Origin of the sequence: Shewanella sp. AS1 (assembly GCF_021412565.1) — a bacterium.
Taxonomy (GTDB): domain Bacteria; phylum Pseudomonadota; class Gammaproteobacteria; order Enterobacterales; family Shewanellaceae; genus Shewanella.
Map to the genome: position 1 here is coordinate 215,724 of NZ_JAKCLJ010000005.1, position 20,786 is coordinate 236,509.

Annotated in this window: 19 protein-coding genes; 5 read left to right on the plus strand and 14 right to left on the minus strand. The window is 49.9% G+C overall.

The annotated features are described in order from the left end of the window. Positions 1–42: 42 nt before the first annotated feature. Genes proC through putP form a run of 4 tightly spaced genes read right to left on the minus strand, consistent with a single transcriptional unit; the run spans position 43 to position 4,857 of the window. A complete protein-coding gene (gene proC, locus LZP69_RS09500) occupies positions 43–942 on the minus strand; it encodes a pyrroline-5-carboxylate reductase (RefSeq protein WP_234200114.1) in 900 nt (299 codons plus the stop codon). A 44-nt stretch (positions 943–986) separates the two neighbouring features. Further along, positions 987–2,234, minus strand: coding sequence for a glutamate-5-semialdehyde dehydrogenase (locus tag LZP69_RS09505; RefSeq protein ID WP_234200115.1), 1,248 nt, complete (start codon positions 2,232–2,234; stop codon positions 987–989). A gap of 15 nt (positions 2,235–2,249) precedes the next feature. Further along, a complete protein-coding gene (proB, locus tag LZP69_RS09510) occupies positions 2,250–3,350 on the minus strand; it encodes a glutamate 5-kinase (RefSeq protein ID WP_234200116.1) in 1,101 nt (366 codons plus the stop codon). 10 nt (positions 3,351–3,360) lie between these two features. Then, the gene (gene putP, locus LZP69_RS09515; RefSeq protein ID WP_234200117.1) at positions 3,361–4,857 is read right to left on the minus strand and encodes a sodium/proline symporter PutP; all 1,497 of its coding nucleotides are present in this window, start codon (positions 4,855–4,857) and stop codon (positions 3,361–3,363) included. 598 nt (positions 4,858–5,455) lie between these two features. On the opposite strand from putP, the gene LZP69_RS09520 reads away from it, so the two are divergent. Continuing rightward, positions 5,456–6,376 carry a mechanosensitive ion channel family protein gene (locus LZP69_RS09520; RefSeq protein WP_234200118.1) on the plus strand — a complete coding sequence of 307 codons (921 nt, stop codon included), beginning with the start codon at positions 5,456–5,458 and terminating at the stop codon, positions 6,374–6,376. A 30-nt stretch (positions 6,377–6,406) separates the two neighbouring features. Here the strand turns inward: LZP69_RS09520 and mgtE are convergent, their stop codons facing one another. Continuing rightward, positions 6,407–7,762, minus strand: a complete 1,356-nt coding sequence (gene mgtE, locus LZP69_RS09525; protein WP_234200119.1) for a magnesium transporter — start codon at positions 7,760–7,762, stop codon at positions 6,407–6,409. Between the two features lie 234 nt (positions 7,763–7,996). Between mgtE and LZP69_RS09530 the strand changes: the two genes are divergently transcribed. Beyond that, complete coding sequence (locus LZP69_RS09530; RefSeq protein WP_234200120.1) at positions 7,997–8,530, plus strand: YbhB/YbcL family Raf kinase inhibitor-like protein; 534 nt, start codon at positions 7,997–7,999, stop codon at positions 8,528–8,530. Between the two features lie 215 nt (positions 8,531–8,745). After that, complete coding sequence (locus LZP69_RS09535; protein ID WP_234200122.1) at positions 8,746–9,135, plus strand: universal stress protein; 390 nt, start codon at positions 8,746–8,748, stop codon at positions 9,133–9,135. A gap of 135 nt (positions 9,136–9,270) precedes the next feature. Here LZP69_RS09535 and LZP69_RS09540 read toward each other — a convergent pair whose 3' ends face one another. The 5 genes from LZP69_RS09540 to ppiC all read right to left on the minus strand — a co-directional run bounded on the left by LZP69_RS09540 (position 9,271) and on the right by ppiC (position 13,236). Further along, positions 9,271–9,582: a hypothetical protein gene (locus LZP69_RS09540; RefSeq protein ID WP_234200124.1), complete on the minus strand. Its 312-nt coding sequence runs from the start codon at positions 9,580–9,582 to the stop codon at positions 9,271–9,273. Then, complete coding sequence (locus LZP69_RS09545; protein ID WP_234200125.1) at positions 9,575–9,910, minus strand: helix-hairpin-helix domain-containing protein; 336 nt, start codon at positions 9,908–9,910, stop codon at positions 9,575–9,577. The genes LZP69_RS09540 and LZP69_RS09545 overlap by 8 nt, the downstream gene beginning before the upstream one ends. Before the next feature lie 46 nt (positions 9,911–9,956). Next, complete coding sequence (locus LZP69_RS09550) at positions 9,957–10,301, minus strand: VOC family protein (RefSeq protein ID WP_234200127.1); 345 nt, start codon at positions 10,299–10,301, stop codon at positions 9,957–9,959. Positions 10,302–11,086: 785 nt separating this feature from the next. Then, positions 11,087–12,043, minus strand: a complete 957-nt coding sequence (locus tag LZP69_RS09555) for a hypothetical protein (protein WP_234200128.1) — start codon at positions 12,041–12,043, stop codon at positions 11,087–11,089. Between the two features lie 914 nt (positions 12,044–12,957). Next, positions 12,958–13,236, minus strand: a complete 279-nt coding sequence (gene ppiC / locus LZP69_RS09560) for a peptidylprolyl isomerase PpiC (protein WP_234200129.1) — start codon at positions 13,234–13,236, stop codon at positions 12,958–12,960. Positions 13,237–13,602: 366 nt separating this feature from the next. Between ppiC and LZP69_RS09565 the strand changes: the two genes are divergently transcribed. Further along, complete coding sequence (locus LZP69_RS09565; protein ID WP_234200130.1) at positions 13,603–14,502, plus strand: LysR family transcriptional regulator; 900 nt, start codon at positions 13,603–13,605, stop codon at positions 14,500–14,502. Between the two features lie 91 nt (positions 14,503–14,593). On the opposite strand, the gene LZP69_RS09570 is transcribed toward LZP69_RS09565, so the two are convergent. Genes LZP69_RS09570 through LZP69_RS09580 form a run of 3 tightly spaced genes read right to left on the minus strand, consistent with a single transcriptional unit; the run spans position 14,594 to position 17,279 of the window. Continuing rightward, positions 14,594–15,163 carry a LutC/YkgG family protein gene (locus LZP69_RS09570; protein ID WP_234200131.1) on the minus strand — a complete coding sequence of 190 codons (570 nt, stop codon included), beginning with the start codon at positions 15,161–15,163 and terminating at the stop codon, positions 14,594–14,596. A gap of 1 nt (position 15,164) precedes the next feature. Beyond that, positions 15,165–16,526, minus strand: coding sequence for a lactate utilization protein B (locus LZP69_RS09575; protein WP_234200136.1), 1,362 nt, complete (start codon positions 16,524–16,526; stop codon positions 15,165–15,167). Between the two features lie 9 nt (positions 16,527–16,535). Then, positions 16,536–17,279 carry a (Fe-S)-binding protein gene (locus tag LZP69_RS09580; RefSeq protein WP_234200138.1) on the minus strand — a complete coding sequence of 248 codons (744 nt, stop codon included), beginning with the start codon at positions 17,277–17,279 and terminating at the stop codon, positions 16,536–16,538. Positions 17,280–17,658: 379 nt separating this feature from the next. Between LZP69_RS09580 and LZP69_RS09585 the strand changes: the two genes are divergently transcribed. After that, entirely contained in the window at positions 17,659–18,438 is a 780-nt protein-coding gene (locus LZP69_RS09585; protein ID WP_234200140.1) for a CLCA_X family protein, read from the plus strand. 15 nt (positions 18,439–18,453) lie between these two features. On the opposite strand, the gene LZP69_RS09590 is transcribed toward LZP69_RS09585, so the two are convergent. Next, complete coding sequence (locus LZP69_RS09590; protein WP_234200144.1) at positions 18,454–20,622, minus strand: cation:dicarboxylate symporter family transporter; 2,169 nt, start codon at positions 20,620–20,622, stop codon at positions 18,454–18,456. Positions 20,623–20,786: the final 164 nt, after the last annotated feature.

Genomic DNA, 20,786 nt, shown 5'->3' on the forward strand with positions numbered 1-20,786 from the left:
TTCGATTCATCCGGCGGCCAATATAAAGCCATTATTGCAGGATTAGCCTAAGGACAGCTCGTTAGCGCGCTCGGCGGCAGAGTTCATTGCATTGGCCACTAACTCATCGAGATCCCCATCCTGAAACGCTAAGATTGCTTGCTCTGTGGTGCCTTTGGGTGAGGTCACCTGCCGGCGCAGCGCAGCAAAGTCGAGCTGGCTTTCCATCGCCATGCTGATGGCGCCCATGGCGCTTTGTAACACGGCTTTGGTGGCGGTATTTGCCGGTAGCCCTTGTCTGATCGCGGCCTTTTCCATGGCTTCCAAAAACAGGAAGAAATAGGCGGGTGAGCTGCCAGCGGTGGCGACTATGGTCGACATCTGTTTCTCATCTTCCAGCCAGACGGTATCACCAACCGCATTCATCACAGCGTCCGCCAGTTGCCTTTGAGGCGCAGTGGTGTTGTGAGTGAACATGCCAGTTAGCCCCTGACCTATGGCCGTGGGCAGGTTAGGCATGGCACACACCACTGAGCTGTGGTTATTGAGCTTAGTACTGATGGTTTGGTGTGTAATGCCCGCAGCGATAGAGATAACCAGCTTGCTCGCTTGTTTATCTTGCTGCTCTGCCAATAATGGCTGCAGCTCCTCACACACTAAAGGCACGATAAAAGGCTTAACCGCTAGGATTAACACATGAGCAAAACTCACGGCGTCGCTGTTACTCTGACTCACGCCGACACCATACTGCTCGGCGATGGCGCTTGTGGTCGCCAGGCTCGGGGCGCAGACCAGAATGTTTTTAGGGTCGTGGCCATGTTTGAGTAATCCCGCGATAATGGCTTTGGCCATGTTGCCGCCGCCGATAAAGGCGATGCGAACTTGGGGATCTAACTTGGGCTGAGAGATAGTCAGACTCCTTTTTTTAGATAAAAAGTTGAATTTTATAAGATTGATAATCAAACGCCCCGCTAGATCAACAGCTGGGCGTGTGGAAATAACCGAGCCTAGGCTCGGATATGTCCGGTACCCTGAACCAGGTATTTCTCTGTGGTGAGCGATTCTAGCCCCATTGGGCCGTAGGCATGTAGCTTAGTGGTGGCTATGCCAATTTCGGCGCCCAGGCCTAATTCGCCGCCATCGGAGAAGCGTGAAGAGGCATTCACCATGACGACTGAGGCATCTACTGCTCGCTGAAAGCGCGCCGCCGTCATCTCATCTTGGGTGCAGATCACTTCGGTATGGTGGCTGCCAAAGCGGTGGATATGCTCCAGCGCCTGATTAAAGTCTTCCACCTGGCGTATCGCTATCTCTAAGTCTAAATACTCCTGACCAAACGCCTGCTCTTCAATAACCTGACAGCCGTTGAAGTAAGTGGCGGCCTGCTTACAGGCGTTGATCTTGACGTCATGCTCGGCCAGCGCTTTGGCGACCTGGTGCAGGAAGGCGTCGGCGATATCCTGATGCACAAGTAAGCCTTCGAGCGCGTTACACACCCCTGTGCGCTGAGTCTTACCGTTCAGCAGCAGCGATAGCGCCTTATCCAGATCGGCGTCTTTATCCACATAGAGGTGACAAACACCTTTAAAATGCTGGATAACCGGGATCTTACTGTTATCTGTTACGAAGTTAATCAGGCCTTCACCGCCCCTTGGGATAATGACATCGATATAGTCACGCTGCTGCATCAGCTCTAGCATCAGGGCGCGATCGGGATCCGGCACCACAGTGATCAGCGCCGGCGGCAGACCATAATGTTTAAGCACTGTTTGCATGATCTCGGCGATCACTTTACTGGTTGCCAGCGCCTCTTTACCGCCGCGAAGCACCACGGCATTACCGGATTTAAAGCAGAGCGCACCGGCATCTGCGGTCACGTTGGGGCGCGCCTCATAGATCATACAGACCACGCCTAAGGGAACCCGCATCTTGCTGATATTCAGGCCGTTAGGACGCTGCCCCATCTCGCGCAGTTCGCCTATGGGGTCGGGCAGGGCGGCAATATCCTCTATGCCTGCGGCCATGGCCCCAATTCGCTCTGGGGTCATCTTTAATCTGTCCAACATGGCATCGCTAAGTTGATTATTTTGGGCGTTGGTCATGTCGATGAGATTAGCACTCTGGATCTCGTAGCTGTGGGCGCGCAGGGCCCTTGCCATGTCGAGCAGTACAGTGTTTTTCAATTGTTCGTTCAGAACGGCGAGGGTTTTCGCCGCTTCGGCTGCCTGTTTCGACAGTGTTTGGATCAAGCTCATGTCTGCTCCTGTCCTTTATTCCAGTATGGCGATGTTTTTGTCCGAGATAATGGGCCCTGTCTTTTGCTGCACATCGCTGGCAAAGTCGGGATCTTCCTGCTCGGTAATAAAATTTAATAGGCAACTGCTGTAGTTAGATTTGGCCTTCGCCAGTTTAGTGCCATCGCCTTTACGCACTAATACTGTGTCGCCAACGGAAAAGTTGCCTTTGACCTCGACCACATCGTCGCTGGTCAACTGGGTATGCTCGCCCTCAAAATCACCTTCGAAATCATTCTCGACAATTAACTCCCCTTGGGCCTGAGAGGTGTGGGTCATCCAGTGCAGATGCTCCTGCATCGGCTTCTCGAAGGGACTGAAGAGGGTGCCGGGATTCTGCCCCTTCAATAGCTGATGAAAGGAGTCGGGGTCGAAGCCATCGACAATCACAGTTTCGACACCGTGAGAGATGGCTTTTTCCGCCGCTTCAATCTTAGTGCGCATACCGCCTGTGCCGACATCGCTGGTGGCGCCGCCGGCCATCTGATAGATACGCTCATCGATGGCGCTCACCTGTCGGATCAACTTAGCATTCGGATCTAGGTTCGGATTTTTGGTATAGAGACCTTTGACGTCAGAGCAGATGATCAAGGCATCGGCATCGGCCGCTGCCGCGACCATGGCCGACAGATTGTCGTTATCGCCAACTTTAAGCTTATCTGTGGTGACCGCATCATTTTCATTGATGATGGGCAGTAACCCATGCTCCAGCAGACTAAAGATGGTCTCTTTAATGCTGATGTAGCGCTCCCTGTCCCTGAGATCGCCATGGGTCACCAACAGCTGCGCCGAGGGGAAGTCAAACAGCTTATCCCAGGTTGCCATCATATCGGCCTGGCCTGCGGCGGCCATGGCTTTCTTGGTGGCGACATTGGGGTTGTTGACCTCGGGAAAGCGGTGCCAACCTGCGGCAACCGAACCCGACGATACCAATACCACCTGACATCCCTGTGCGCGACAATTAGCAATAAAATGCGCGATACCTAACAGGAAGTGACTGCTACAGCCTGCTTTATGGGGAGCAATTAAGGCACTTCCTACTTTAACGACTATGCGTTTCCAGTGTAATTTTGCCATGTTTGCTGCCCTACCTTTCCTCTGCTAATACTCGACTCGCTTCGTTAAAGGTGGCGACAGTATGCTTACAGGGCGCGCTGTCCAAGGCGCAGGTAACCCAAATCACCAGACTGCTCACCATAAAGCCCGGGATCATCTCGTAGATCACTGAACTCAATGCCTTGCCATCACTCAGGACGGGAGCATAAATCCAGAACAGCACAGTCGCCGCACCCGAGATAATCCCGGCCATGGCGGCCTTGTGGGTGAGATTTTTCTTATACAGACTAAACAGGATAAGCGGACCGAAGGCGGCACCGAAACCGGCCCAAGCATTACTGACTAAAGATAAGATGCTGTTGGAGCGATCCATTGCAAGCAGACTCGCGACAATGGCCACACCGGCCACGCCATAGCGACCCATTTTTACCATCTCCTGTTCGCTGGCTTCCTTCTTGGCGACCACACGATAGATATCTTCTGTCAGTGAGCTGGAAGAGACCAGTAGCTGAGAGGAGATGGTACTCATGATAGCCGCCAGGATAGCCGCTAACAGGAAGCCGCTGATCATAGGGTGGAACAAGAGCTCTGAGAACACGATAAAGATGGTTTCAGGATCGCTCAGTTTCATATCAAACTTGTTGGCATAGGCAATCCCCACCAGACCGGTTGCGAGCGCACCGATTATGGTAACTGTCATCCAGCTCATGCCGATATTTTTCGCCGTCTTAATATCCGATACCGAGCGGATCGCCATAAAGCGCACTATGATGTGCGGCTGACCAAAATAGCCAAGCCCCCATGAGAGCGCCGAAATCAATCCCAGCAAGCTGATGTTCTGCATCGCCTCGCTAAAATGGGGGATAGACTCATAGGCGAAGTTCATCATTCTGTCGGCATCGTTAAACTGCTGATAAGCCACAACCGGCACTAAGATCAGCGCCACAAACATGATGCAGCCCTGCACGAAGTCGGTCAGACTCACAGCCAAAAAACCACCCAGCAGGGTATAGGAGACCACAACCCCTAGGGTGATGAACAGCCCCAGTTCATAGTTGAGTTCGAAGGCAGATTCAAACAGCTTACCGCCCGCCACTAAGCCAGCCGAGGTATACAGAGTGAAAAAGATCACTATGATCGCGGCCGCGACGATACGGATATGGTTGTTGGTGTTATTAAAGCGTTTCGCAAAAAACTCTGGGATTGTCAGCGAGTTATCGGCAACTTCCGTATAGACCCTGAGTTTAGGTGCCACCACCAGATAGTTGACCAGCGCACCGATCAACAAACCAAGGGCGATATAGATGGTCTCGAACCCCACCAGGAACATGGCGCCGGGCAGACCCATTAACATCCAGCCGCTCATATCCGAGGCGCCCGCCGACAGGGCTGTCACCTGAGGGCTGACCTGACGGCCACCTAAGATATAACCCGACACATCGCTGGTAGATTGTTTATAGGCAAACAGACCGATGCAAAGCATGGCGATGAAATAGATGGCCAATGACACATAAGTTAGGTAGTGCATTTATTAATGACCTCCTAACGCTTTGTTATTTTGAATCCAGCTTGGTTTCAACATGACAAAGAGATAGGTGCTTAAAATGGCGATTAAGCAGAATAACTGAAACGCCTCTTTGCACTTTAAGCGGGTCTTTGACCAGAGTGAATAGATGAGATTTTCTTCCGTTGCATTGTCTGACGACATTGTGCCCTCCTGAGCTTATAGAAATGTGTAGTTAACCAAGTATTAAACACAATTGTTATACGTCTAATAGTTAGTGTTGTAACTATCTTAGCATTGTTGTGGAACTAATTTCCACCTTAAACCCTGTTTGCTACTGTTTTGTGGCAGTTTTATGGCAGGTAAAGCTTGATGTTAACTTGCTTTTTTAATTTGAATTCTTATTAATTCTCCAGGGTTCAGCGATTTTTTCGGTGAGATTTCGGTGAGAGTTTGATTGGGTAAAGTTTGGCCTAAATTGGCAATTACCTGTTATATGGCCCAGATAACTTGCCCTTAATGATAAGGCGAATGGTTTTGCCTTTGGTTTTGCCATTGCTTTTGCAATTGCTTTTGAGACTTTTTGTTATACTCAAATAGGTTTGTCTGCACTGGAGAGAAGATGAGCTGGGAAAACATAAAAGCAATTTTGTCTTATGTCTTGTTTACCTATGGCGATACATCGATAACTGTCCTGCAAGTTTTGCAGGTGCCCTTGTTGCTCCTGCTCGCCTGGTTTGTGGTGACCCGTATTGGTAAGTTAATTCGCAAAGGACTGCTTGCCCGTAAAGTTGCCCCCGATGCCGTTCATCTGTTTTCGAGACTCTATCTGGTACTGGCCATCACCACCATATTGATCACCAGTCTTGAGATCCTCAATATTCCCCTTAAGGCCTTTGCCTTTGTCTCCGGCGCGATCGCCATAGGTGTGGGGTTTGGCGCGCAGAATATTATCAATAACTTTATCAGTGGCTGGATCTTGATGTGGGAGCGGCCAATTCGTATCGGCGATTTTTTAGAGATAGGCGATACCAAGGGGGTGGTGGAGAGCATCAATACCCGCTCGACCCTGATCCGCCGTAACGATGGCGTTCACATGCTGGTGCCGAACAGCCAGCTGCTTGAGAACACAGTGACTAACTGGACGCTTATCGACAACAAACTGAGATCGACACTAAGTGTCGGCGTCGCCTATGGCTCAGATGTGAATCTGGTGGCCAGTTTGATAAAACAGGTGCTGGATGAAGACAGCACCGTGATGAAATCCCCTGAGCCTGTGGTGCTGTTTGCCGACTTTGGCGATAATGCATTGCAGTTTGACGGCACCTTCTGGATTTATGCCAATACCGAAACCGACACACGTAAGATCCGCAGTAATATCCGTTTTCGTATCTATGAGCTTTTCAACGAAAACCAGATTGTTATTGCCTTCCCACAGCGGGATATCCACCTCGATGGTGCCATCAGCATCAAGCACGAACCCCAATATCCGTCGCTTAATGAGAGTGAGGAGGAGAAGCCAACTCCCAAGCTGGACGGATAGTTGTTATTTTTATCGAGGGTTGATCAGGCTCTAAAGAATAAAGGCCGTTGCCAGCCCTAAAAAGGCGAAAAAGCCCACCACATCGGTAATAGTGGTCAGTACCACGCCACCGGCCAGCGCAGGATCTATCCCTAGCTTTTTCAGCAAGGTCGGAATAAGGGTGCCAGCCAGTACGCCGCACAGCAGCACTATCATCATCGCCGCCCCAAATACTATCCCAAGTTGCCAGTCACCAAACCAGAGATAGGCGATGCTGGCCACCACAGCCGCCCACAGCGCGCCATTTAATCCTCCGATAGCGAGTTCATGACCAACCAGTTTTGCCAGATTGCTGCGATTAAGCTGATTCAGTGCCAGGCCGCGGATCACTAAGGTTAAGGTCTGGCTGCCAGCCACGCCGCCCATGCTGGCGACTATGGGCATCAAGACCGCCAGGGCGACCACCTTTTCGATGGAAGCCTCGAACTGGCCTATCACCCAGGAGGCGAGAAAGGCGGTGATAAGATTCAGCCCTAGCCAGAGGCCGCGTCGCCCGCTGCTGCTGACTATGGGGGCAAACATATCCGGGTGGCTGTCCAGACCCGCGCGGGAAAACACCTCTTTATCGGCTTCATCCTGAATCACATCGATGACATCATCAACCGTGATGCGGCCAATCAGCTTATGCTGCTCATCCACAACCGGCGCAGACAGCAGATCGTCATCCTTAAACACTTGAGCCACCTGACTTGCGGGGATAAGCGGTGTAAAGCGGGTTACCTGGGTGGACATCACCTGGCGAACACTTAAGTTAAGATCGTTAGAAACCAGCTGGCTCAGGGGCACGACGCCAAGCAGGACATTGTTGCGATCCACCACCATTAAACTGTCTAAATGTTCAGGCAGCCCCGCCTTGCGCTGACGCAACCTACGCAGGTAACGCAGGGCGGCCTTGATGGAGACATCGGCGCGCACCGCGGTAATATCCACATCCATCAGGCCGCCAGCGCTCTCGTCCGGGTAATGTTTTACCAGCTCATAACGCTGGCGGCGCTGTGAGTCCATCGCCTGCACCATGGCCGAGATCACCCCCATGGGTAGATCCTCATCGATATCGGCCAGCTCATCCATCTGCACCGCACTTAGGCTATCGAGCAGCTCCTGCTCATCGGTTTCGGCGATTAACGCGCGGCGCAGCTCGCCATTCAATTCCAATAACACCTTAGTACGGCTGGCGGTGGGCACCTGCTGCCAGAGCGACAGGCGCATCTTCAACGGGAGAGATTCGATTAGGCGGGCGATTTCGGCGGCCGATATTTTGGCGACCAGCTGTTTAATGGCCTCAACATCTTGACTGGCGATGGCATTATCGATGGCGTTGACAAGATGCTGAAATTTTTCGCTCAAAATAAATTCCTCAAGATAATCGACTAAGATCTTGGTATTAAATGCAACTCTAGTTTCAGTATACAGACTCAACCCCTAAGTGTAAGGCCTGTTTGAATGAGTCTGCCGATCGGGTGAGCCATAAGCTAAATACCTGAAAATGGCTTATATAATAGATAATTGAAATCCATTGTTGTAAATGACCCGATAGATTTAACTGATAGAATATTCAGTTCACCCCTTGAGGAGCCAATGATGAAACGACTCACCTTCAGCCTCTTAATCGCCAGCTTATACGTGCCCGGCAGCGCGGCGGCAATCGAGATCAGTAGTCAGGATATTCAGGAAGGCCACCCCATGGCCAAGACCTTTGAGTTTTCCGGCTGGGGCTGCGATGGCGCCAACCAATCGCCTCAGCTGATGTGGAAAAACGCCCCGAAAGAGACCAAGAGTTTTGCCATTACCGTTTATGATCCCGATGCGCCCACCGGCAGTGGTTTCTGGCACTGGATTGTGCTCGATATTCCCGCCAATGTGACTCAGCTTGAGCGCGGCGTAGACATTAAGAAACTCGGCGGAGTCGAGGTGGGAATAGACTATGGTACGGCCGGTTTTGGCGGCGCCTGTCCCCCTAAGGGGCATGGCATGCACCGTTATCAGTTCACAGTGTGGGCACTGCCTGAAGCCAAATTGGAATTAAACGAAAGCACCCCCGCCGCTGTGGTGGGTTTTACCTTGAACAGCATTGCACTCGATAAAGCCACACTCACAGCTACTTATACTCGCTAGGAACGCTGGGTGCGGGAAGCGGGAAACGAGGAGTGATAAACGGGGGCGAGCAAATCTGGCTTGCCCTTAACGCAGATGCTTACCTGAAATAGTGACTCTAGTGTGTGCTCTTGCTGAGAAATAAAATTAATGTAATGGATTTATTGGTGTTCTCGACTTGTAGAAAGTGTCAGCTGCTAGACTGAAAGTATGTAATCACTAACTGGAGAAGCCCCATGAGTTATCAACATATTTTAGTCGCCATCGATTTATCACAATCTAGCCCTATCCTGATTGACAAGGCGGTAGCCATAGCTAAGCCGACGCACAGTAAGCTTTCTTTTGTCTTTGTGGATGTTAATCGGGTCGTGTTAACCCCGGATGAGGAGCAGGAGATAGAGCGAAAATTATCGACTCTGGCACAGTATAGTGGTTACCCAGTTACGGACACCCTGGCGGTCGTTGGCGATCTGCATATGAAACTTCAAGGTATCATCAAAGAAAACAATATCGACCTGCTGGTGTGTGGGCATCACCATGATTTTCTAAGCCGTTTTTTCTCCCCTGTGCCCGATATAGCTAATACAGTCGAGGCCGATCTCTTAGTCGTTTATCTTAACCACTAAATACGCCATTTGCTTGCGATTGTGATGCCAATTGATGGATTGAATCAAACTTCCATACCACTCAAGACGAGTAGGGCTGCTTACATAGAGAGCAACTTCATATAGGCAATAAGCCAGTAAAATCACACCTGCTCATTATTGGTAAAATGCCGAAATCACCTTGTCCTCGGCATTAAAGTCAATGGTACACCTCAAGGCGTTAAAGTGCAGATTACTGTTGTGGATGATGCGTTTACCAGTAGGGGGATCGGCCACGGCATAATGGGTAAAATGTGTGGTCGCCAGCTGCCTGACTACCTCACTATAGGTCACGCCTTTGGTGAAATTGCCGCACAGATAATAGATCTCTTTTCGCCCCTCATTGGCGACAAAGCCGTAAATGGCCGCCAGCAGAACCAGCAGTGAAATCACGATGCGTTTAGGCGTTAACCCAGCTTGGCTAGGCATCATTCATACCCTGTAAAGCGGTCCTATCTTGTAAATGGGCCTTATCTTGTAAAAAGGCTTTGCGCTGCGCCGTATAGTGCCACCAGGCTTTAGGTTCGGCCTCCTCGATAAAATCGGTGATCGAGAGAAACACATCGAGTACACACAGATCTTGCCTGCAGCCGGTTAGTTGGCAAAGTTGCTGATACATCTGGTAAGGAGATCTGCCCAGCAATTGCTCGGGCTTACTGATCCCCAGCAGCTGCAGATCTTTAGCCATTGCTGGGCCAATATTGGGTAGATCCGTTAATGCGTTCAGTCTGTCTCGGTTTACCTTACTGGGATTCATTTAGGGTTTCTCGCAGTCTGGTTTTCTATCTTTGCATTTTAGTTAATCAGAGCTGCCACAGCCCGTGGTCATTACCGCCGAGAAGATAGATAGCAAATTTGCCCTTGCCGGGAATCTCCATGGGTGGCAGGGCGATTGTCGCGCCCATAGCCTCGACCGCTGCCGTGGATGCTTCGATATCCTCCACCAGCCAGTAGGGACGAACCACAGGTTGCTCGGTCTCGCGCATCGGTGCCCTGACACCCACAATTGAACCATCGGCCATCAGGCAAGTTCGCGCGCCACCCAGCATGGCATCCGGCTCACTAAACTCAACCCCATAGACAGCCTCATAGCTTTTGCACACCCCATCGACATCATGAGACACCATTTCCAGATAGTGGATTTTCATTTTCGCTCCAGAGTTTGTTGGCAGACAAGATAGTTGAATAGATTTCCTGCAAAAACGTTAACACTGTGGCCCAAATAACTTGACCACTTCACCTAACCAGAAAACAGGTTAGGTGTTCTAAATGAACCGCCCTGTGCGGAGCCGCAAGCAGGGGGGGGGGCTGGAGGCTAGAAACCTCCGGCTACCCGATTATGTTATTCATGTTAAAAATCGCCTCCATTTTTGGGGTGCCCTCCTTTACCCAAAGGTGGCACATGATGGTGTTTATGTATGTGATCGACTGGTATGGTCATTCTTACAACAAGAGGATAGCACTTTCTTAACTCGAAAGTGCCCCAAAACGAGTCAGGGAAGCCAGATTGCTTTTTGTTACACATAGGGTTGACCTAAATTTAGCAATGTTACAAATTGCCTACACATCGGTAATATTTCAGTTTTCGAGCCATTAGAGTACCAATTAAATTTAATTTTTGTAATTAGACTAAGTTGTTATTATTGACTTCGGGCTTAATCATATATCATTGAATAATGTAGGCGCCTCATGATGTGAATTTAGCGCCTACATTATTTGGCTATATTTAACCCTGTGACTTATCTTTTATAATTTTTTCTAACTCACTAAGCTTTACCCACACAGCAACTATAAGCGCCAAACAAGCGCTAAATAATAAACTAGGGTCTTTAACTCCATCACTAAAGTAATACATACACGAAAAAGCTATAGAAATTAAAAAAATAATTGCAATTCGAAAATTCAACATAAATTAATATCCCGTAGATTTTTGTTACAATAACCAAGACTCGCAATATAAACCATCAGCTGTAGTTCCAGTATATTCAACCCAAAGTTCGCAAGATGCATCAACCGAAAATGAACTCCCGCCACTTGGCCCAGAGGTAACCTCTCCGGTACTAACACCACCGCCAGTGCTCTTATTTGTAACATCTTCAATAGTCAAACCTTGTTCAGCTAAACAAGATGAGTAGGCATTTGTTGCTGATTCTGCTGACGACATGCAACTGACATCTGCGCTGAATAACCCCGCAACGCTGTCTGCGAAATGGTAAACTCCACTGGCACAGGTCACTGTTGCCGCAGGTGTTGGGCAAGTAACAAGGAGAAGTACCGCTGAACCTATAACCCTCAATCTTGGAAGGGCTAAACAATCACCAATAGTAGAGTATCCGTTAAAGCGGGTTGAATAGTTTGCTGATTCTAGTGCACACGAAGTATCGCTTTCTGCTGCACCTGCAGGTAAATTATCGAACATACTTGATGTATTTAAAGGTCTAAATGGATCTTTCTGCGGTAAATCAGCAAAACCAAGCCGGTCAACAAATCCATTAAATCTATTTAACAATGTTTGATTTTGAGAGAGCAATGTCCAGCTAGGATGAGAGGTAGCTGTTAAACTATATGTTTTTGTTTCCCGGTAAGGAATATTATCGGGGAATGAAGGCTGTTGGTTCGGATATGGGAGGATTGTTGTAGATACCTCCTCAACTATCTTTGAATTTAAATTAATTTTTCGATAACTTCCATCTGCGAAGGAAAGTTTTAAATAATTACTATCTACAAAAACAGTTAGTTTTGCAGCCCCCGTTGAACTTGTTGAAAAATAATAGCCTGACTGTGTTATATCTAAATAATCACCATTATCTGATATATGCGCTACTTCCTCCGCCTTCGCTAGGCCAAACCCACTAATTACTAATGCTATAATCCATAAAGCTTTTTTCATGTGATTAAACTCCTTGTCTTGTAAAACACACAAAAATTTTCTAACAAATTTTTATCACTATTGCAATGGTAAAATGTATGTTTGTGCTGATTCGGTGGTTTCCCAAAGGGAGCCCGGAATAACGACGCGAATTTAACTCCGAAGTGCACCACTCGCTAATTTAGGCAACCTTACGTAATTCATTGAATACCGCGACAGGCTGCCTAATGGCGATTCTCATTGCACCACTTCTTTTCCCGCGCTGACTCGTTGTTTGTGCCAAACGAGAGATTCACTGGAAGTTTTTTACTATAAAACTTAATCCAAGATTGGTGTTTGTATCCCGTGATGAATAAGAAGAACCGCAAGCTTCGTTGTAGATGAATGCTCGCATATCATTAAGGTTGTATTGGTTTGTATAATTTCTCGCTGCGATATTAAGAACGTCTGAGCAGTCTGCTGATGAGACAGCGGAAAATAGAACAAGGGGTAAAACTGAAAATAATTTTAGTACTTTCATTTCGATCTCCATAATGATTTTTGCATCTCATGTTAATTAACCTTTTATTCAATCTTCTTATCACTGCTGCGCGCACAACCTATAGCATTATTAGTGCGCACGGATTTTGGCTGAAAAATACACAAAATCCATTGGGTTCAAATACGACTGTATAACCATACAGTTTTGCCACTTTTGCTGAAAGGGTAAACGCAGCTGCGACCTTCGGCAGCATGGCCGCTCCTTGACGTCCATGTCACCGCGGCATTTGTGAATCCATTCACATCAGATGCCATCGCTGAGCCTCCATGGACGGATTCACGGCGTGTAGCAGGTGTATCTGCACGCAGGGAGTTTTAGGACTGTCGCAGTTAATTAACACAAATTGAAATGTGAGCTGCGATCTCAGTGAAAGTTAAGTGCAAACTAAGTGAACTTATGTCCTGTACAGCACCTTGATGACATGCCAGCCGAACTTGGTTTTGACTAAATGCGGAGTGATCAGCTCGCCGCTGAAACAGACTTTATCGAACGCAGGCACCATCTGGCCTTGCTTAAATTCTCCTAAGCTGCCGCCTTTTTTACCCGACGGGCAGGTGGAATATTTCTTGGCAAGCAGGTCGAATTTAGCCCCCTTGTTGAGCTGCTTGATGATCTCTTCGGCCTGTTCTTTGTGCTTGACTAAAATATGAAGTGCCGCTGCTGTTCTTGCCATACTCTGCTCTGTTTGGTTATTTAGGCTCGTAGCTCGTAGCTCGTAGCTCGTAACTCGAAGCTCGTAACTCGTAGCTCGTAACTCGTAGCTCGTAGCTCGTAGCTCGTAGCTCTAAGCTTTAAGCTCGAAGCTGTTCTAACTGATTCGATTAAAAGAGGTGAAAGTGAAATTATACCAAGCTACTAGCGCAGATCCATCCTAGTGGAGAATTTCACCATCAGATAATGATTATGTTAGCTTTTATTGATTTAGCATAAGTTTGCAGCCGAGTTTGCTGCTGTGGCAATTGGGTGGCTTTGTTATACTGGCTCTTTTTTGATTCTGACTATTTTAATCTGGCATTTCAGTTTTCGGCGGAGTTGCGTTATGGCGCGTTATCTAGGCAATGAGTTACAGCTTATCCACCTGTTCGTCCATCTGGTCAATGTGGGCGGCTTCTCTCAGGTGGCCAAGGAGCTGGGCATGCCCATCGCCACCGTCAGCCGCAAGATCACTAAGCTGGAAGAGAGCCTCGACACTCAGCTGATCATGCGCAGCACCCGCAAGCTCAGACTCACCGAAGAGGGCAGTCGCCTGTTTGCCCGTTATCAGAACGCCGTGGCCTATTTCGACAGCTGTGGCGATACCGGGCTGGAAAAGCCTGAGGGTACGCTGCGTATCGCCGCCCCTGTGTCGATCATCTCGATGATCTTTATGGAGGTGATCAACGCCTTCTCTAAGACCTATCCCGATATTCAGCTGCACATTACCCAGAACAACAGCAGTATCGATCTTATCGACGAGGGGGTGGATGTGGCGATTGTCGGCGGCGCCCAGCCCGATTCCTCCTGGGTGTCAAAATCCCTGGGGGTGCTGGATTACGGCCTGTTTGCCTCGCCCGCTTATCTGGCGGCGCGATCTGCCTTGACCCATCCGTCTCAGCTGCCACAGCACAGCTTGATCAAGGTCTGGCCGCTGTTTAACTGGTCGATGCAACATATAGATGGCGAGCGTTTCTATTATGAGGGGCCGGCTAAGCTGACTCTGGGCGATATTCACGGCGCGGTGAAGGCCTGTGTGGATGACGGCGGTATCCTCTATGGACCGGCGCTGTTTATGAAACAGGAACTCAATCAGGGCTTGTTGTTGCCTGTACTGCCCGAGTGGCAGGGAGAGCAGCGGCGTATCTCACTGCTGTACCATCAGCGCAGTCAGCAGCCGCTGAAGGTGAAGCTGTTTATCGAGTTTATGCAGCAGCGCGCCACCGGCTTGTTCGATCGCCACTGATCTGCATTCTGCTATAAATAAAAACGGCCAGCGACTTCCATCGCTGGCCGTTTGCTTGTATCAGGACTCTAGCTTTAGCTGCTATGAAGCGTTAAACCAGATACACATCCAGGCTACAGGCGCCGTGGGCACCCACGACGAGCGCCTGCTCGATATCGGCGGTTTTCGAAGGACCGGCGATAAACAGGCCAAACTCGCCCTGATTGAGTGTTATGCGCTCAACTGCCTGATGCATGTTGGCCAGCACTGTCTCTGGTTTGACCGTCAGTAACAGGTTCTCGCAGATGAAGGGGGTGACCCGATGGCCAAGGCGACTGGTGTTCACCCAGATGGCGCCATTTTCGGCCACGCCGAGATCGCCCTCGATCACCGCAAAGTCGATATCTTTGAGCTCGTGGGCGGTTTCTGGCGTTTCGCGGTTGCCTTTGATGCCATCCACGGTTGAAATCACCTGTTGTCCGCTGGCGATAAGCTCATCGACTCTTGCTTGCAGACCCGCCAGGCCTCCTTCGCGGTGCAGTTTGGCCGCCACTGTGGTCAGGCTGTTATCAAACTGACCGAGCAGATCGTCGATCCGCGGGCCGATCTCAATCTTAGGCATAGCTTGTGGTTCGACGGCCACCTGTGTCAGGGCTTCTAGGATAGATTGTTTGCTCGACATATTACTGACCTCTGTGTTTGTTAAACCAAGCTTCGAAGCTCGAATCCGGGGCGACCGGCAGTTCACGGTATTTACCCCAGGCACCTGAGAAAGGCTTGAGCACTGCACCGGGGAGGATCTTGAGTGCGCCGCGCGCCACGCTCATTGAGCAGTTGAGCAGGGTTTCGCTGGCCATAAACTTACCCACCATAGGCATATAGCTGCTCTTACCATAGGGCAGCTTGCCCGCCTGCGCCTTGAGGCGGCGCTGATAATGGATGATCTTATCCAGTGGCACCTTAGTGGGGCAGACATAGGTACAGCTGCCGCACAGGGTACAGGCCCAGGGGATAGAGTGGGTGTCATCGGCGCCCGAGCCGACCGCGATACCGATAGGACCAGGAATGGTGTAGTTGTAGCTGTAACCGCCCGAGCGACGATATACAGGGCAGGTATTGAGACAGCCACCACAGCGGATACACTTGAGCGACTCGGCCAGGATCTTATCCTTGAGCATCTCGGTGCGGCCGTTATCCACTATGATGATGTGCATCTCGCCGCCCGTCTGTGGGCCACGGTAGAAGGAGCTGTAGGTGGTCACAGGCTGGCCTGTGGCGTTGCGCGCCAGGGTGCGCAGCAGCACGGCGGCGCTGTCCAGATTAGGCACTATCTTGTCTATCCCCATGGAGTGCAGCTGCAGCTTAGGCAGGTTGGCTCCCATGTCGGCGTTACCTTCGTTGGTGCAGACCACCACGGCGCCCTTGTCGGCGATCGCCATATTGACCCCTGTCATGGCGGCATCGGCCGAGAGGAACTGCTCGCGCAGATGCGCACGGGCGGCGCGGGTCAGGTAAAGGGGATCGGAGGCGCCTTCGTCTGTGCCCAGTTTTTCATGGAACAGCTCGCCCACTTCCTCTTTCTTCAAGTGGATAGCAGGCACCACAATATGTGATGGGGGCTGCTTCTTCAGCTGTATGATGCGCTCGCCTAAGTCTGTGTCGATCACTTCGATTCCCTGACTTTCTAAGTAGGGGTTGAGGTGACACTCTTCGGTCAACATAGACTTGGATTTGACCAGTTTTTTCACCTGTTTGGCGGCCAGGATCTGATGCACTATGCGGTTGTGCTCATTACCGTCTTTGGCCCAGTGCACCTGGATACCGTTGGCGAGACAGTTCTGCTCGAAGCTTTCCAGATATTGCCCCAGGTGGGTCAGGGTATGGAGTTTGAGCTCCGAGCCGAGTTGACGCAGCTGCTCCCACTCTGGCACAGAGGCCGCGGCGCGATCGCGCTTTTCCCTCAGAGCCCACAGCGCCTTGGAGTGCCAATCAACGCGTGCTTCATCCTGGCAAAATATTTCGGCTTTGTTAGCATGAGTTTGCATAGTGTTCTCCTACAGCGCAGCGTTGATAACTTGGGCAATATGCAAGGTCTGGATCGGCAGCTTCTGGCGGCGGATCATGCCATCTAAGTGCAGCAGACAAGAGGGGTCGAAACCCACTGCATATTGGGCGCCAGTTTCGGCGTGAGCTTGAGCCTTATCCTTGCCCATCTTGGCCGACAGCGCGCCTTCATCTACGGCGAAGGTACCGCCGAAACCGCAGCACTCATCGCGGCGTTCGGGATAAACAATCTCGATATTGGGAATGTTTTTCAGTACAGCTTCGACCTTGTTCATCCTTGGCCCCATCTGCTCACTCGGGGTGGCTAGATCCAGCATACGAATGCCGTGGCAGCTGAGCTGCAAACTGATCTTATGGTTAAAGGGCTTGCTAAATTGCGCGATCGGCGCGACATCATGGAGGAACTCGGTCAGTTCATAGAGCTTATCTATCACTGCCTGAGCTTCTGGGCTGGAGTCAAACTCGTGGAAGTTCTCTTTCGCCGCAACTAGGCAGGAGGCGGCGGGGCAGACGATGGCGTCACACTCGACCCCTTTAAAGGCGTTGAGCAGTTTCAGTGTGGTTTTCTGGGCTTCGTTATAACAGCCTGAGTTGGTCATAGGCTGGCCACAGCAGGTTTGCCCTTTAGGTAAAATCACCTGATGACCAAGTTTTTCTAGTAGTTCGACTGTAGCTATGCCGACATGGGACATCATTTGGTTCACTAAACAGGGTATAAACAGTGCTATCTTCATCAAGCGCTCTCTTATAGAAACAGAGTAGGAAAGATATTTAATAGCTTAATGTGAAGGTTTTCACCATTATGTAAGATATATCTATCCCACTTTTATAGGGTTAGGCGTGGCGATCAATCTAAACCTATATCCACACAATAAGTAGTATTAATTTAGTAAATATATGATGGGATATTTCCAAAAATGAAATAGTGTTGTTGCTCTATTTTTGGGTTACAACTTAAGCCTTTAGCTTAGGTTTGAGTAAAAGTCTTTAACTATGGTTTGAATAAAAACTGCTATGAGGCTTTTGGCTGTGGCTGGGTATGATGCAGCAACATTGGTATGCTAAGTAGATCACTGGATAAAGGTGAATCGACTTAAGGGGCAAGGCAGAGGTGTGTTAAAACGGTATCGGGATCAACGGCGAGGGCCAGATTATCGTCAGGGCGAGCAGGTCAGTTTCAATGATATTAAACAGGTTTTTGGCTTAAACCATATTCGCCTGGGCAGCTGGGTGGATGAAGAGGAGAAGCACAAGGCGGCTAACTTCATCTTCGATGCCTTGGCAGATCTCGCTTATATCTTAAAGTTACCCCCGATGGCTATCGGTTTGCGCCAGAGTCTGAATCTGGCTTTTGGCAGCGGTGGTCAACCTGGGGTGCAAGCCCATTATATGCCCCCTGCGCGGGAGTTAGCCTTAGCCAAAAATGCCGGGGCTGGAGCCTTGGCCCATGAATTTTGGCATGCATTTGACCACTATATTGCAAGTAAGGCTTACCGGTTGGACTGTGCTGCTACCACCTTTGCCAGCAGTTGCTGGCTTAATGATGTGCCGACCATTTCCCATCCTTTGAATCAGCGGCTCGAAGCGCTATTTCAGACCAGTTTATTAACGGCAGACGGCCAGGACAGTCATGATTATGTCAAACGTGCCGTGGCGCTGGATAAGCAATATGGCCGCTACTATTTTGCCCATCCAAGCGAGCTTATGGCGCGGGCGTTCGAGGCCTGTATCGAGGTGCACCCTGAGGTCTATAACCCCTATCTGGTGAACGAAACGCTAGATTCTGAGCTTGCCAGGGCTGGGGGATATCCCGACCCTGAACACAGGCAGCAGATTTTTTTGCAGCTATTAAATTACTTCGCCCCGCTTGGGGAGGCTCTGCAGCGAGAGTAGTTACGCCAAGTCAGATTAGTCCACCCAATGCAGCAGATCGCGAATAATGGACCAGCGCGGTTTTTCTTCACTGGCGCCTTTTCCTAGCATCCAGTAGTTGTAGAAACGCTGCTGATGTCCATCGACTTTACGCAGTTTCAGCCAGTTGTTGACATAGTTGAGCAGGGAGTGATTGCTCAGGGCAACCCCATAGGCCATAGGATATTGACTGCTGTTTTCCAGCAGGGCGATGCCATAGTTGGGGAAGAAAAGTGTCCAGGCAGAACCCGCTTCGGCGCTTATGACAACCGCATCATACTTACCCCCTTTCTGACGGAAAAAGTCTTTATAGCCTTCAATTTTGATGAAGTTGACGTTGGGATAATAGAGCCTGGCCTCTTCGATCAGATCTTCATGCTCCACATAGGCGACCCTAGGTTTGTCCATTGCCAGTATGGATTGGGTTCGCTTGTAACTGTTGACGTTGTGGTCTTCGGTGGCGATGGCTAGATTTAGCTCAAGCACTGGCTCTGTATAGCTAAGCTTATCCATCTGTTCTATTTCCATGCTCAGGCCAGACATGGCGATATCGAAGAAACCTGCGTTAAGGTCTCTGGCCAGATGGTCTTTGTCGAAGGGGATAAACTCTATTTTGACCCCAAGATCTTCGGCGAGCTTAACCGCCATCGCAGTATCGAACCCTACCAGCTCGCCGTCGTTATTGTAGTAACTGAAGGGGACATTACTGGGTATATAGCCGACCCTGAGCAGGTTGCGCTGGCGTATAGTGTGCACACTGGCGATGGGTAAGACTGGCGTTTCACCCATTTTGGGAAATTTGCGCTGCACCACAGTCGGGACATCGTCAGCCACGTGCATATTGGCTATCACTGTGCTTGTCACTTCCGGGCTGTGAATAAAGAGCCCCATGGCGACACGACAGGCTATGAGTGTCAGGGCGATACTTCCCGCGACCCCGACACTCATTTTAATCAGCTGCGGCGGCCGCAGGCTCAGGCGCTTCTCGAACAGGGCGACCGTTATCAGGGTCAGGACAAACAGGTTCATTACTGCCGTGATTGAGTTAAATTTACCCGTGATAAAGCCCGACATTACAAATAGCTGGAATAGATCCTGGGGCAGGCGCACCAGATCCAGCATAAAGGGAATCGCTACATACACACTGCCGAACAGGGATAGTAGACCTGAGATACTCAGTGAGGGCAGTTCGCTCACCTCGACAGGTGTGCCATTAAACCAGCCAGCAAACAGAACAAATAAGATGACGGTTAATTTGCCTATGTTGGGGAAGGTAAAGGCGATGGGCACCAGGATTTCAATCAGGGTTTCGGCATCTTCGCTCAGGCTTTCATGCTCGCGCATGATTTGTTTGCACTCCTCGATGATCACAGGGATCACGATGAAAATATTCCCCGTGGCGAAGGCGGTCACTAGGCTGGATTTAGAGATCCTCAGCGCCTGGGCGAAGGTGACAGGCGTTAATGAAGCGATGATCCAGGGAAGCAACCAGAAGGTCAGCAGTAAACAGAGAACAAAGTAGCTGATGAGATACACCTGCATGCTGGCAAACTCATCGATCCCCATGGTGCCTGCGGCCGAGGCCGACATGGCAAAAATACCTATAGGCAGAATTTTAACCAGCGCCTGGGTGATCTTGGCGAAGATCTCACTGCAGGTGTGCATAAAGGTGAGGATCTGATGTTTATGCTCCCCCTCCATGCCGATAAGCGCAAGACCCATAGCAATGGAGAAGATCACCATGGCCGGCACATAGCCAGAGGCCATAGACTCGAAGGGGTTAGAGGGAATATAGAGCTTAAAGTAATCGATATCGGCCACAGGCTCGATAATGCTGGTACTGAAGAAAGAGGCGGTTTCGATATAGGGAAAGGAGAGCGGCATAATGGCGATGACCACAAGGGCCAATAGCCAGAGCAACACCATAATCAAACCGGCGCGGGTGAAGATAAGGCTGGCGGTGGCGCGGGTCAGTTTGCCTATACCGCCGATCAGGGAGACTAGAATGTAGGGCAGTACCGTCATCTGCATCAGCAGTATGACGCTGTTGCCTATGGTGCTTAACCAGCCAACGGACTCACCAAAAAAGATCCCAAATGAAAAACCCACCAGCATGGCGACTATCATCTGGGTGGAACTTTGCATCGCAAGCAATTTTTTAAACACGGCTTCTTTCCATTTTCCGCTGTGGCACGAGTGATCTAGACAAGCAAATTGTAGTCGACTCTGGTGAATAGACTCAGTATAAGTGGCTTAATTTCATCGATAAATGAGATGTTAGGCCAAAATTTAACCTATCTAAGAGCCTGATGGATTCTATATTAGTTATG

Bases quoted from the DNA above. Each gene is read 5' to 3' on its own strand.
- LZP69_RS09505 (WP_234200115.1), bottom strand. From the start codon at position 2,234: ATGAGCTTGATCCAAACACTGTCGAAACAGGCAGCCGAAGCGGCGAAA.
- proB (WP_234200116.1), bottom strand. From the start codon at position 3,350: ATGGCAAAATTACACTGGAAACGCATAGTCGTTAAAGTAGGAAGTGCC.
- putP (WP_234200117.1), bottom strand. From the start codon at position 4,857: ATGCACTACCTAACTTATGTGTCATTGGCCATCTATTTCATCGCCATG.
- LZP69_RS09520 (WP_234200118.1), top strand. From the start codon at position 5,456: ATGAGCTGGGAAAACATAAAAGCAATTTTGTCTTATGTCTTGTTTACC.
- LZP69_RS09530 (WP_234200120.1), top strand. From the start codon at position 7,997: ATGAAACGACTCACCTTCAGCCTCTTAATCGCCAGCTTATACGTGCCC.
- LZP69_RS09535 (WP_234200122.1), top strand. From the start codon at position 8,746: ATGAGTTATCAACATATTTTAGTCGCCATCGATTTATCACAATCTAGC.
- LZP69_RS09540 (WP_234200124.1), bottom strand. From the start codon at position 9,582: ATGCCTAGCCAAGCTGGGTTAACGCCTAAACGCATCGTGATTTCACTG.
- LZP69_RS09545 (WP_234200125.1), bottom strand. From the start codon at position 9,910: ATGAATCCCAGTAAGGTAAACCGAGACAGACTGAACGCATTAACGGAT.
- LZP69_RS09550 (WP_234200127.1), bottom strand. From the start codon at position 10,301: ATGAAAATCCACTATCTGGAAATGGTGTCTCATGATGTCGATGGGGTG.
- LZP69_RS09555 (WP_234200128.1), bottom strand. From the start codon at position 12,043: ATGAAAAAAGCTTTATGGATTATAGCATTAGTAATTAGTGGGTTTGGC.
- ppiC (WP_234200129.1), bottom strand. From the start codon at position 13,236: ATGGCAAGAACAGCAGCGGCACTTCATATTTTAGTCAAGCACAAAGAA.
- LZP69_RS09565 (WP_234200130.1), top strand. From the start codon at position 13,603: ATGGCGCGTTATCTAGGCAATGAGTTACAGCTTATCCACCTGTTCGTC.
- LZP69_RS09570 (WP_234200131.1), bottom strand. From the start codon at position 15,163: ATGTCGAGCAAACAATCTATCCTAGAAGCCCTGACACAGGTGGCCGTC.
- LZP69_RS09575 (WP_234200136.1), bottom strand. From the start codon at position 16,526: ATGCAAACTCATGCTAACAAAGCCGAAATATTTTGCCAGGATGAAGCA.
- LZP69_RS09580 (WP_234200138.1), bottom strand. From the start codon at position 17,279: ATGAAGATAGCACTGTTTATACCCTGTTTAGTGAACCAAATGATGTCC.